This is a genomic window from Shewanella litoralis (genome assembly GCF_009828585.1).
GTDB lineage: Bacteria > Pseudomonadota > Gammaproteobacteria > Enterobacterales > Shewanellaceae > Shewanella > Shewanella litoralis.
On sequence record NZ_WSRZ01000017.1, the window covers coordinates 20,539 to 33,549 of the forward strand.

At 43.3% G+C, this 13,011-nt stretch carries 10 protein-coding genes; all 10 read left to right on the forward strand.

Going from position 1 to position 13,011, the window contains the following annotated elements:
- The first annotated feature begins 3 nt into the window (after nucleotides 1–3).
- The 10 genes from flgJ (at nucleotide 4) to GQA99_RS13965 (ending at nucleotide 12,712) form a co-directional block, all read left to right on the forward strand.
- Nucleotides 4–1,140: a flagellar assembly peptidoglycan hydrolase FlgJ gene (gene flgJ / locus GQA99_RS13920; protein WP_160054583.1), complete on the forward strand. Its 1,137-nt coding sequence runs from the start codon at nucleotides 4–6 to the stop codon at nucleotides 1,138–1,140.
- Nucleotides 1,140–3,059 (forward strand): flagellar hook-associated protein FlgK, encoded by a 1,920-nt coding sequence (flgK, locus tag GQA99_RS13925; protein WP_160054585.1) that lies wholly within the window; start codon nucleotides 1,140–1,142, stop codon nucleotides 3,057–3,059. Before flgJ ends, flgK begins: the two co-directional genes overlap by 1 nt.
- Nucleotides 3,060–3,069: 10 nt before the next feature.
- A complete protein-coding gene (flgL, locus tag GQA99_RS13930) occupies nucleotides 3,070–4,275 on the forward strand; it encodes a flagellar hook-associated protein FlgL (protein ID WP_160054587.1) in 1,206 nt (401 codons plus the stop codon).
- Between the two features lie 171 nt (nucleotides 4,276–4,446).
- A complete protein-coding gene (locus tag GQA99_RS13935; RefSeq protein ID WP_160054589.1) occupies nucleotides 4,447–5,925 on the forward strand; it encodes a flagellin in 1,479 nt (492 codons plus the stop codon).
- Nucleotides 5,926–6,146: 221 nt separating this feature from the next.
- On the forward strand, nucleotides 6,147–7,622 hold the full coding sequence (locus GQA99_RS13940) for a flagellin (protein ID WP_160054591.1): 1,476 nt from the start codon (nucleotides 6,147–6,149) through the stop codon (nucleotides 7,620–7,622).
- Between the two features lie 185 nt (nucleotides 7,623–7,807).
- On the forward strand, nucleotides 7,808–8,236 hold the full coding sequence (locus GQA99_RS13945; protein WP_160054593.1) for a flagellar protein FlaG: 429 nt from the start codon (nucleotides 7,808–7,810) through the stop codon (nucleotides 8,234–8,236).
- A gap of 127 nt (nucleotides 8,237–8,363) precedes the next feature.
- Entirely contained in the window at nucleotides 8,364–9,725 is a 1,362-nt protein-coding gene (gene fliD / locus GQA99_RS13950; RefSeq protein ID WP_160054595.1) for a flagellar filament capping protein FliD, read from the forward strand.
- Between the two features lie 142 nt (nucleotides 9,726–9,867).
- The gene (locus GQA99_RS13955) at nucleotides 9,868–10,200 is read left to right on the forward strand and encodes a flagella biosynthesis chaperone for FliD, FliT (protein WP_229785928.1); all 333 of its coding nucleotides are present in this window, start codon (nucleotides 9,868–9,870) and stop codon (nucleotides 10,198–10,200) included.
- A gap of 8 nt (nucleotides 10,201–10,208) precedes the next feature.
- Nucleotides 10,209–10,613, forward strand: coding sequence for a flagellar export chaperone FliS (gene fliS, locus GQA99_RS13960; protein ID WP_160054597.1), 405 nt, complete (start codon nucleotides 10,209–10,211; stop codon nucleotides 10,611–10,613).
- Nucleotides 10,614–11,281: 668 nt separating this feature from the next.
- On the forward strand, nucleotides 11,282–12,712 hold the full coding sequence (locus GQA99_RS13965; protein WP_160054599.1) for a sigma-54 interaction domain-containing protein: 1,431 nt from the start codon (nucleotides 11,282–11,284) through the stop codon (nucleotides 12,710–12,712).
- Nucleotides 12,713–13,011 lie beyond the last annotated feature (299 nt).

The following is a 13,011-nucleotide window of genomic DNA, read 5'->3' on the forward strand; positions in this document are numbered from 1 at the left end:
ACTATGGAAAAGTTGTCAAATTCATCGAACTTTCTGGATCTAGGAGGACTAGATTCACTTCGTGTCCAGGCCCAGAAAGACGAGAAGGGGGCACTTAAAGAGGCGGCAAAGCAATTTGAAGGTATTTTTATTCAAATGCTCATGAAAAGCATGCGCGATGCTAATGCCGCTTTTAAGTCAGACAATCCGATGAACAGCCAAACTACAGAGTTTTTTGAGCAAATGCTTGACCAACAAATGTCGGTCGATCTGTCAAACAAAGGCATGTTAGGCCTTGCTGAGTTAATGGTGCAGCAACTTGACCCAAACAACAGTCCTGTTACGCCAGCGTCGGTATTGCGTGGTGACAGCGAGAGCAAAGTCAATCCATCAATGTTTGTCGCGCAGCCAAGCGAGCTTGATCAAGACACCTTAGACACTATCGCGCCAGCTGAGCAAGTCGCAACATCGCACCAGGCCATTAATCACAGCGACATGGCAGCGGTAATGCCACAGCAATTGGCCAGTGTATTACGCGGCGAGCAGTTAGCAAGCCAACCGTTTGCAAAGAAGCAAGCTGCCACACCGGAGAGTGCGGCGATAAGTGCAGGCAATAACTTGCCGCAAGAGACCAACAAATTAAAACCTAAAGGCGTGGCTGTGAGCGAATTTACCAGTCCACAGCATTTTATTTCAGTGTTGTATCCGCATGCAGAAAAAGCGGCTAAAACCCTGGGCACGTCAGCCGAAGTGCTCATTGCCCAGTCGGCACTGGAAACCGGTTGGGGTCAAAAAGTGGTTCGCCGTAACGACGGCACCATGAGCCACAACTTATTTAACATTAAAGCCGACAAGCGTTGGCAAGGCGAAAAAACCTCGGTCAACACACTGGAGTTTGAAAAGGGCATTCCGGTGCAACAAAAAGCAGACTTTAGGATGTACGACGACCTGGAACAAAGCTTTAGCGACTTTGTGTCATTTATTGGCCAAGGCGATCGTTACGAAGATGCGCGCAAAGTGGCGAGCGAGCCAACCCAGTTTATTCGCGCATTGCAAAAGGCGGGCTACGCCACCGACCCACAATATGCCAACAAGGTAATTAACGTGATGAAGTCGGTAAAAGAAGGCCTTAAATCTGTATTACCCCTGGAGACTAAATAATGGCGATTGATCTACTTAGCATCGCGCGCACCGGCGTTATGGCATCTCAGTCTCAACTTGGGGTAACCGGTAATAACATCGCCAATGCCAATACTGAAGGCTATAACCGCCAAACGGCAACCCAGGCAACGTTACAATCACAACGCCTTGGCGACAGCTTTTACGGCACAGGGACTTATGTGTCTGACGTAAAACGGGTGTACAACGAATTTGCCGCGCGCGAGTTACGCATTGGTCAAACCGGCATGAGCGCCGCCGAAACCACATACTCAAAATTGAGTGAACTTGACGAGCTTTACTCGCAAGTTGGTAGCATGGTGCCCAATAGCATCAATGAGTTTTTTGCTAGCATTAACAGCGTGGCAGATTTACCCACCGACTTAGGCATTCGCAGCAACAGTTTAAGTTCGGCTGAGCAAATGGCCATCAACATTAATCAAATGCAGTCGCAGCTTGATAATCAGGTTAAACAAACCAATAGCCAAATTGAGTCGGTGACCATCCGCGTAAACGAAATCAGTAAAGAGTTGGCCAACATCAATTTAGAATTGATGAAAGATCAAGGCGACAACAACGAGATTTTAGACAAACAAGATGCACTGATTTTAGAGCTAAGCGAATACGCACAAGTTAACGTTATTCCGCTAGATACTGGCGCCAAGTCAATCATGTTAGGCGGCTCGGTCATGTTAGTGTCGGGCGAAGTAGCAATGAGCATCGGTGTGAGCGCCGGCGATCCATTCCCTAACGAACCCAAACTTACCGCATCGATTAGTAATAAAACCCTCAATGTCGAACCAAGTAAATTAGGCGGTCAATTAGGGGCGTTATTTGCCTATCGCGACGACACTTTAATTCCTGCTAGCAACGAGTTAGGCCAGCTAGCATTAGGGGTTGCCGATACCTTTAATGAAATGCAATCAAGTGGTTTTGATTTAAATGGCGACGTGGGCAGCGATATTTTCCGTGATATCAATAACCCGTTAATGGCAACAGGTCGCGCAGGCAGTTATTCAACCAATACCAGTGCAGCGGCTTTATCGGTCAATATTGACGATGTCGGTGCATTGTCTGGTAGCAGCTATGAATTGAGCTTTACCACCGCCGATGGCTATCAACTTAAAGATACTCAAACCGGTAAAGCAACCCCATTCGCAGTATCGGGTAGCCAACTCACAACCGAAGCTGGTTTTAGCATCAATGTCGCTAATGGCCCCATTGCTGATGGCGATAAATTTGAAATTCGCCCAACCGCCGGTGCCGCAGCGGGATTAAAAGTGGTCATGACCGACCCTGAAGGCATTGCAGCTGCAGGGCTTAACATTACGGCGAATACTGCCAACTCTGGTGATGTTGCGGTAAAAGTCAATGCTGTTGATCGTACTAATACCAACTTCCCGTTAAAAGGCAGTGAACTCTCTGTACAAGTAAATACTACTGCAAATACTTTTGAAGTATTTAACGCTTCAGGGACGAGTGTCAGTGGCCCAACAACATATACACCACCTCAAATTAATACTGGCTTTGGTTTTAGTTTCGAAATTGACGACCAATCATCAGGCGTAACCGATACATTCACATTTGATTTGTCCTTTGCCGAAGGCAACAACAGCAACGCAGTTGAAATGGCCAAGTTGTCGGACGTCAAATTAATGAACAACGGCACCGGCACCCTAACCAGCGTGTTTGAAAACACCAAATTAGATATCGGCAGCCAAACTAAAGCCGCAGAAGTTCGCGTGGACTCCGCATCAGCTATTTATCAGCAAGCGTATGATCGAGTACAAAGCGAATCTGGCGTTAATCTAGACGAAGAAGCCGCCAATTTATTGCGCTTTCAACAGTCATACCAGGCCGCCGCGCGGATTATGTCTACTGCGCAAACAATTTTTGACACCTTATTAAGCTCGGTTCGCTAGGAGATAAGCCATGAGAATTTCTACCGGACAAATGTTTCAGCAAAGCACCAACAGCATTTTAGAAAAGCAATCGGCCACTAATAGCATCATGGGGCAAATCTCGAGCGGTAAAAGAGTCGAAACCGCAGGTGACGACCCAGTAGCCGCCATTGCGATTGATAATCTTAAACAAAAGAACACTTTGGTTGATCAATTTATTAAAAATATCGATTACGCCACTAATCATGTGCAACAAACCGAAAGTCAATTAGGTCAAGCTGATACGTTAGCCGCCAGCATGAAAGAATCTATGCTCCGTGCAGCAAACGGCAGCATGACTACTGCCGAGCGGCAAACCATTGCCGATGACATGCGTCAAAGTCTTGAACAATTAATGTCCATTGCCAACACCAAAGACGAGTCAGGGAATTATATTTTTGGTGGCACTAAAACTAACGACATTCCATTTGCTTTTGATAATGCGGGTCAAATTGTTTACAGCGGCGACTCAGGTATTCGTAAAAGCAATATTGCTACTGGTGCGCAGGTTAATACCAATACCCCAGGTGATGCCGCCTTTATGAACGCGCCTAATGCCATGGGCGACTATGGCGTCAATTATTCGTCATCACAGCAAGGCGACTTTGTTGTCACCAGCGCCAAAATAACTGACTCATCAACCTATATTGCTGGTTCTTATAGCTTTAGTTTCGCCGATGACGGTGCTGGTGGGCTTAATATTTCAGTAACCGATAGCGCGGTTCCTCCGATTACGACGGTGGCATCTTTTGACGCTTCTGTGCCAGTAAGCGTTAGCGGCATTGAAATTAAAATCGATGGCGAACCTAAAGCTGGCGATACTTTCAGCATCAATGAAGTCGCAGAAGTCAGTATTTTCGATACCTTCAGCAAGGCTATCACCTTATTTGAAAGTGGTTCTACAGTACAAACTCCTGCAGGTCAGTCAGAGTTGGCACAACTATTGAATAACCTAGACAGTGGTGTCAATCAAATGAGTCAGCAACGTAGCCTAACCGGCAACAGCTTAAAAGTGTTGCAACAGTACAGCGACAATCACACTGACGAAAAAATTATTAACACCTCAGCATTATCAAAGTTAGAAGACCTAGATTTTGCCTCAGCGATTACCGAGTTTGAAAAACAACAGTTAGCGCTTAACGCGGTATCCAGTTTGTTTACTAAAGTCGGCACGCTCAGTTTGTTTGATTATATATAAGTGAGCTTTAGATTTGGTTCAACACAAGGTCTTTTGCAGCAAGCTTTATAAGCAAGTAAATAAGCAAGCAAATAAGCATTTTATAAAAGCCACACATTAAACAGTTTACATGATTAACCGTTTAGCCAAGCTCCGAGTCTTGGCGTTCAACTAAGAAGAGGAATTTTACATATGGCTATTTCAGTTAATACCAACGTCACATCGATGAAAGCGCAAAACAATTTAAACGGCGCGAACAGCAAGCTTTCTATGTCAATGGAGCGCCTATCATCAGGGCTGCGCATCAACAGCGCTAAAGATGATGCAGCAGGTTTACAAATTTCAAACCGTATGACTAGCCAAATTAACGGTATCGGTGTCGCTATGCGAAATGCTAACGACGGCATTTCGATGGCGCAAACTGCTGAAGGGGCGATGCAAGAATCGACTAATATATTACAGCGTATGCGTGATTTGTCTTTGCAATCCGCTAACGGCTCAAACTCTTCTGAAGATAGAGCTTCGATGCAAAAAGAGTTAGCAGCGTTACAAACGGAATTGACTCGTATTGCTGAGACTACATCGTTTGGTAATCAAAAGTTGTTAGACGGCGACTTTGGGACGAAAGCATTCCAAGTAGGAGCAAACGCCAACGAAACGATAAGCGTAACGTTGGATAATGTGTCTGCTAATGCTATCGGGCAAAATAAAAACATTTTAGAAGGTGCTTCAACTGGTTTTGGTTATTTAACAGCAGCTGCGGCAGATACTACTGCTGCTGCTAGTGTCAATGGTGGTGGCATTTTAACTATCTCTGGCACAGAAACTAAGCCTGTTACAGTCGCCTCTGGAGCCACAGCAAAAGCTGTTGCAGCGCAAGTGAACGGTGAAAGTGCATCCACAGATGTCAAGGCAACTGCAAAAACACAGCTTAAAATTGATAATCTAGGCGATCCTGGTCAGGTCTCAATGGCAATTAATGGAACTGCAGTATCAGCAACTATTTCGGATAAAACAGATCTGACATCACTTGCCACAGCAATAAATGATAAATCTGATACGACAGGTGTAACTGCGTCAATTGATGATAATGGTGCTTTGATTTTGTTAGATAAAGATGGTGATGATATCGCTATCGGGGATTTCAATAATACAGGAACAACTAAGACCGTTGATTTTACTTCTGTAGGTACTGACGGTGTAGAGAATGGCTCCGCAGTTGTATTAACTGGAGGCGCTGCTACGGATTCTATTCGTGCAATGGGAAGCGTTGAATTAACGTCTCTAAAATCTTTCAGCACCACGGCCGCAAGCGCTACGTTTGCAACTGCAATAACCGTTCAAGGTTCAACTTTGGATGACGTTGATAGTATTGATATTAGTACAGATGATGGCGCCCAAAATGCAATTGCTGTAATTGATGCAGCGATTGCCGGTATTGATAGCCAGCGCGCTGATTTAGGTGCGATACAAAACCGTATGAACTTTACCATCAGTAACTTGAGTAACATTCAATCAAACGTAACAGACGCTCGTAGTCGTATTCAAGATGTAGACTTTGCCTCTGAAACAGCGGAGTTAACCAAGCAACAGATTTTGTCTCAGACGTCTTCTGCGATGTTAGCTCAGGCTAACCAGATCCCGCAAACCGCGTTATCATTGTTGGGTTAATCATTATTTCCAAATAAGTAATGCATTTAAAAGCAGGCTATATGGCCTGCTTTTTGTTTATTGATTTATAATAGATTTTTAGATTATTGAACAATTTATTTAAAATAGCTTAAATTTGCCCTAAAGGTTTTTTCTACCGCGCCGTTACAGTGTATGTAGAAAATAAACTTTGCCTGACAAGACTGACAGGCACTATTCAAGTTAGGTAGAGGGCATTAATTATGGCTATTTCAGTAAACACCAACGTCACATCAATGAAAGCACAAAGTAACTTAAATAGTGCTAACAGTGGTCTGCAAACATCTATGGAACGCTTATCTTCAGGTTTACGCATTAATAGTGCAAAAGATGATGCTGCAGGTTTACAGATTTCGAACCGCTTAACCAGCCAAATTAATGGTATTGGCGTTGCAATGCGTAACGCTAATGATGGTATATCTGTTGCACAGACTGCCGAAGGTGCAATGAGCGAGTCGACTAACATTTTGCAACGTATGCGTGATTTATCTTTGCAATCAGCAAACGGCTCTAACTCTGCAGAAGATCGTGCTTCAATGCAAAAAGAAATATCTTCTTTACAAACGGAATTGACTCGTATTGCTGAGACTACATCGTTTGGTAATCAAAAGTTGTTAGACGGCGACTTTGGTACGAAAGCGTTCCAAGTTGGTTCAAACGCCAATGAAACGATAAGCCTGACGTTGGGTGATGTGTCAGCTAATGCAATCGGGCAAAACAAAAACACTCTAGAAGGTGCTTCAACTGGTTTTGGTTATTTAACAGCTGCTGCGGCAGATACTACTGCTGCTGCTAGTGTCAATGGTGGTGGCATTTTAACTATCTCTGGCACAGAAACTAAGTCTGTTACAGTCGCCTCTGCAGCCACAGCAAAAGCTGTTGCAGCGCAAGTGAACGGTGAAAGTGCATCCACAGATGTTAAGGCAACTGCAAAAACACAGCTTAAAATTGATAATCTAGGCGATCCTGGTCAGGTCTCAATGGCAATTAATGGAACTGCAGTATCAGCAACTATTTCGGATAAAACAGATCTGACATCACTTGCCACAGCAATAAATGATAAATCTGATACGACAGGTGTAACTGCGTCAATTGATGATAATGGTGCTTTGATTTTGTTAGATAAAGATGGTGATGATATCGCTATCGGGGATTTCAATAATACAGGAACAACTAAGACCGTTGATTTTACTTCTGTAGGTACTGACGGTGTAGAGAATGGCTCCGCAGTTGTATTAACTGGAGGCGCTGCTACGGATTCTATTCGTGCAATGGGAAGCGTTGAATTAACGTCTCTAAAATCTTTCAGCACCACGGCCGCAAGCGCTACTTTTGCAACTGCAATAACCGTTCAAGGTTCAACTTTGGATGACGTTGATAGTATTGATATTGGTACTGCAGATGGTGCACAAAATGCCCTAGCAGTTATTGATGCAGCGATTGCGGGCATTGACAGTCAGCGAGCAGATTTAGGTGCGGTACAAAACCGCATGAACTTTACTATTAGCAACTTAAGTAACATTCAGTCTAACGTAACCGATGCACGTAGTCGTATTCAAGATGTGGACTTTGCTTCTGAAACCGCGCAGTTAACTAAGCAGCAGATTTTGTCTCAGACCTCTTCTGCGATGTTAGCCCAGGCTAACCAGATCCCTCAGACTGCGCTTTCACTACTATAATAGTGATCGACTAAGTTAAGGTAACAGATAGGGAGGATCGCTTGCGATACTCCCTTTTATGTTTTAAAAAGCCAACAAAGTAAATATTTATCCCAATTAATTTGATTGAGTGCATCAATCCTAAGGCGATAGCAGTAAACTGGTGTGAAATTTGCTTTGTTTAATAAGGTCAGTTGAGGTGTATCATGGATGTGAATGTAACAGCATCGAACAGTAATTTGCATAAAGAAGGCTTAGCCAACTCAGTTAACAGGCAGTTCGAGAGACCTGTGGGCAGCCAGCTAAACGGCCAGTCGAATGTGGAAAATGCAGCAGCATCGAGTGACGGTGTTCAAAAAACCGCCGACAGTGTCCGCACCACAGAGCAAGTGAATGCGACGACTCGAGTCGATGCCGAAGAGCTTAATAAAGCAGTCAATGACATTACCGAAAGTATGAGTATGATGCAAAAAGGCTTAGCCTTTAAAGTGGATGAAGACTTAGGCATTCAGGTAGTCAAAGTGATTGATGTCACTACTGGTGAACTGATTAGGCAAATGCCTAATGAAGAGGCTTTAGAAATCGCTAAAAAGTTAAACGAAGTGACTGGGTTGTTGATGAAAACCGAAGTGTAGTTTTTAAAGTAAATATTTAAAGTAAATATTTACTTTAAATAACAATGTGATTTTTGTTACAGCCGTTTAGATTATTGCGGCACCAATGAGTTGTATCGATAACCGTATATTGTAAGCAGAGGGTATTATGGCATTAACATCAGTTGGAATTGGCTCAGGCATTGATATCAGCGGTATTGTGACCGCATTGGTTGATGCCGAAAGTGCCGGTAAAATTGCCCAGTTTGATGCTAATGAAGGCACCATTACTGCAACTATTTCTGGTATCGGTGCGCTTAAAAGCGCGATGTCTGAGTTTAATACTAAACTTGCCACTTTAATGGAGGCTGATACCTTTGGTAGCCAAAAGGTTGCGGTATCAACTAAAGATTATCTCAGCGCAACAGTAGATGAAACTGCGGTTTCGGGCAGTTATCAAGTTAAAGTGGAGCAATTAGCCCAAAGCCAAAAAGTTAGCACTGCAGTAGTAGCTGATAATACCAGCACCATAGGTACAGGCTCATTATCCATAGCGGTTGGCAGTAACAGTTTTAATATTGATGTAGAAGCCACCGACACCTTAACTGAAATCATGAACAAGATTAACAGTTCAGATGATAACGATGATGTTACCGCCACCATTATTAATGGCGAGTTAGGACCACAATTAGTATTAGGTTCTAAAACCACTGGTTTAGACAGCACTATTAGTGTGACTGCAACCGATACTGACGGTAATACCGGCTTAGTAGATACTTTTACCATGACCGAAGTGACTCCTGCGCAAAATGCCATTGTGTATATTGATGGCGTAAAAGTGGTGTCGCAAGAAAACACCATCGAAGAAGGAATTACCGGAGTAACGTTAACATTAACCGCTGCTGATATTGATAAAGCCACCACGTTAACAGTAAGTAAAGACACCGCAAAAACCAAAACCGCCATTGAAGGTTTTGTGACCGCTTACAATAGCGTCATGACTACCATTAAAGATTTAAGCAGTTATGATGCTGACACAGAGCAAGCAGGGATTTTACAAGGCGACTCATTACCGCGCAGCATTCAAAGCCAGATGCGTAATATGTTATCTAGCCAGTACAGCACATCCGACGGTAATAAAATGTTAGCTAACCTGGGTATTACTACTACCACAGCAGGTTTGCTAGAGGTTGACTCAACCAAGTTAACCGCAGCCATTGCCAGTGACACAGGTGCTATTGCTGAAATGTTTAGCACTGAAGATACAGGCCTTGCCAGCAGAATGTCATCGTTAATGGACGGTTATGTTAAATCTGGCGGCGTGATGGATAGCCGTGATAGTTCACTTGATGATCAATTAAGTCGTTTAACCGATAGCCGTGAGGCTTTAGCGACTCGCATGTCTGCCTATAGCGATCGTTTATATGCCCAATACAACGCCATGGATTTAATTGTGGCGAGTTTAAATAGCACCTCTAGCGATTTACAGTCACGCTTAGATTCATTACCTGGCCTAGTCAATAACAACTAGTGTAACCAGCATTTTTTAGCGCAAGCGTTAGTTGTTATGCATTTAACGGAAAGTGTGTTGATTAACTCAATGAATAAAGAGTGTAGGTGTTAAATACTCATATCACTTACAGATAAACTAGCATGTTGGATAAGAGGTTTTTTTGACAAACTCAATCACTCAACTTAATGATATTAATAATAAGCTAATGTTTGTTATTGATAAAATTGAGAAATCTAAAGTTGAAGACGAAACTGTTTCAGATATGGTATCAGAATTGCAAGCTCTGATTGAGACGCGTCAAAAGTTATTGCATGCCCTAGTGTCTGATACAAATTTTACTGACCGAGAAGTGCTCGAGCAACAGTTTGATTTGACCCAGACATTTATCAAGCGAAGTCGCAAAATCATGGATTTTAGACAAGCCTTGTTGCAGACAGGCAATACCACAAAACGCCAAATTAATGTATATAAAGCAATAGATTCAAATAGGTAGGTGTAATTATGCGCGGTTCAATGCAATCATATCGTAAGGTTTCTGTTGACAGCAACATGGCTGTAGCAACCCCACATCGTATTATTCAAATGTTATTAGCGGGTGCCTTAGAGCGTTTAGCTCAGGCAAAACTTGCAATGGACAAAGGTGACATTGCCAATCGTGGAGTATTGATTGGTAAGGCTATCGGCATTGTTAATGGCTTAAACGGCAGTTTAAACATGGACGCCGGTGCCGATGTGGCCGGAAATTTGACTCAGTTATACGATTACATGCTGCGTAGAATGACGGAAGCTAACGTCAATAATGACCCACAAGCGATTGATGATGTGGTGTCGATTTTAAAAACCATTAAAGAAGGTTGGGATGCAATCCCACAAGATCAACATCACTTGACCTCTGAGGCAAGCTAAACGTTACAGCATACTGTATGTAACCTGAGCTCGGGGTAATAAACGCCTTTCAAACAGACCTTTGCTCTGCTAACTGCGTTGAATCGACTTACAATAGGCTAGCTATTGGTGTGTCAATTCGCCTTGTTAGCTGAACAAATGACAAGCTTGAAAGTGACGGTGGGTAACATTTTGATTTTAAATAGTATAATTCATCCCTTAACCCGAGCTCAGGCTATGTAAACTAAAAAAGACGCTTTGCGTCTTTTTTGCTATTGGGCCAAAAATAATGACTTTGTATCAGTTGTTCATTTAAGCAGTTCATATCAGTGACTCATTTTAGTTACTTATATAGGCGCAAAGATGATTAATTGAGTTTACGCGGTATTTTTAGACTGAAAAATCAGCATTTTCATTAAAATTGTGCCTTGATGTAGATAATATGTAACTGTTGCTTGCTTATGCCACGCTGATAATACAATATTTATGAGTAAACTCATTTTTCTTGCTGCTAAAATTGCAGATTAACGAGCCAATTAAGCTGTAATGATAGAATATTGTAAAGTGGTCAGTTTTTTGGCGACTTTTTTGCTACTATTTTTGATACAATGTATTTTGGTTTATGTGGCTGTTTTTTGCGGCATAATCATCCCTGATAAAACCTATAACAAGAGCTTTTGGCCTTCTGAATGATGCAAATAGAACAAAGAATGTTAATTGTCGGTACCCCATCAGAGCGCGTGACTCGTTTGTGCTGCATTTTCGAATTCCTGGGGGAGCAGTGCGAAATCGTCTCTCATCAATCTTTATTGCCGTTAATTGAGCAATCGCGTTTTCGTGCCGTAGTGATTGTTAATGACAACATCAGCGCAGAGAGCATCAAAAATATTGCCGCGATAGCGCCCTGGCAACCTATATTGTTGCTTGGCGAGTCTGAGGTGCATTTGTCTAATGTGCTGGGGCAAATAGAAGAGCCGGTAAATTACCCGCAATTAACCGAGTTATTGCATTTTTGTCAGGTTTTTGGCCAGGCCAAACGAGAACACACCTTAACCAGTGGTAATCAAACCAAATTATTCCGCAGCCTAGTCGGCCGCAGCGAAGGTATTGCCAACGTAAGACATTTAATTAATCAGGTATCTGGCTCTGATGCCACAGTGCTGGTATTGGGCCAGTCGGGTACCGGTAAAGAAGTGGTGGCGCGTAATATTCATTATTTGTCTGAGCGCCGCGATGGCCCCTTTATTCCGGTTAACTGTGGTGCTATTCCGCCAGAACTGCTTGAAAGCGAATTGTTTGGCCATGAAAAAGGCTCGTTCACTGGCGCGATATCTGCCCGTAAAGGCCGCTTTGAGCTCGCCGAAGGCGGCACACTGTTTTTAGATGAAATTGGCGACATGCCGCTGCAAATGCAAGTTAAGCTATTACGAGTATTGCAAGAGCGGGTGTTTGAGCGTGTTGGTGGCAGTAAAACCATTGCAACCGATGTGCGTATTGTGGCGGCAACCCATCGTGATTTAGAAACCATGATCACCGAAAATGAATTCCGTGAAGATTTATACTACCGCCTCAATGTATTCCCAATCGAAATGCCAGCCTTAAGCGAACGCCGTGACGACGTACCCTTGTTATTACACGAGTTAGTGAATCGCGTATTTAATGAAGGCCGTGGTAAAGTACGTTTTACCCAACGCGCCATTGAGTCGTTAAAAGAACATAACTGGTCTGGTAACGTCCGTGAATTGTCTAACTTGATTGAACGGTTAACCATTCTGTATCCAGGCGGCCTAGTTGATGTCAATGATTTACCGCATAAATACCGTTACATTGATGTACCCGAATACTGCGTTGAAATTAGCGAAGAGCAACTCGAACGCGATGCACTCGCATCGATATTCAGCGATGAAGAGCCTGTAGATATTCCTGAAACCCGATTCCCGAGCGAATTACCGCCTGAAGGGGTCAACCTTAAAGACCTACTGGCTGAGCTTGAAATCGACATGATCCGCCAGGCATTAGAGCAACAAGACAATGTCGTCGCCCGCGCCGCAGAAATGCTCGGTATTCGCCGTACCACCCTCGTTGAAAAAATGCGTAAATACGGCATGAGCAAAGAATAACATTTAGCTGATTATTGCTTTGATTCGTCATTAGCTATTCAATCTAAAAACACATCCACAGATGTGTTTTTTGCTTCTAGAACTAGCACCACCCGCACGTCATCCTCGAATGCTTTTATCGGGGATCCAGGTGTTGCTTATCACCTAGAACCTAGCCCCTAGCCCCCAGATGTTGACTACCCACGCACGTCATCCCCGAATGCTTTAATCGGGGATCCAGGTGTTGCTTATCACCTAGAATCTAGCAGGACGAAGTCCGCCCTAGCACCTAGAACCTAGCCCTCAGATGTTGACTACCC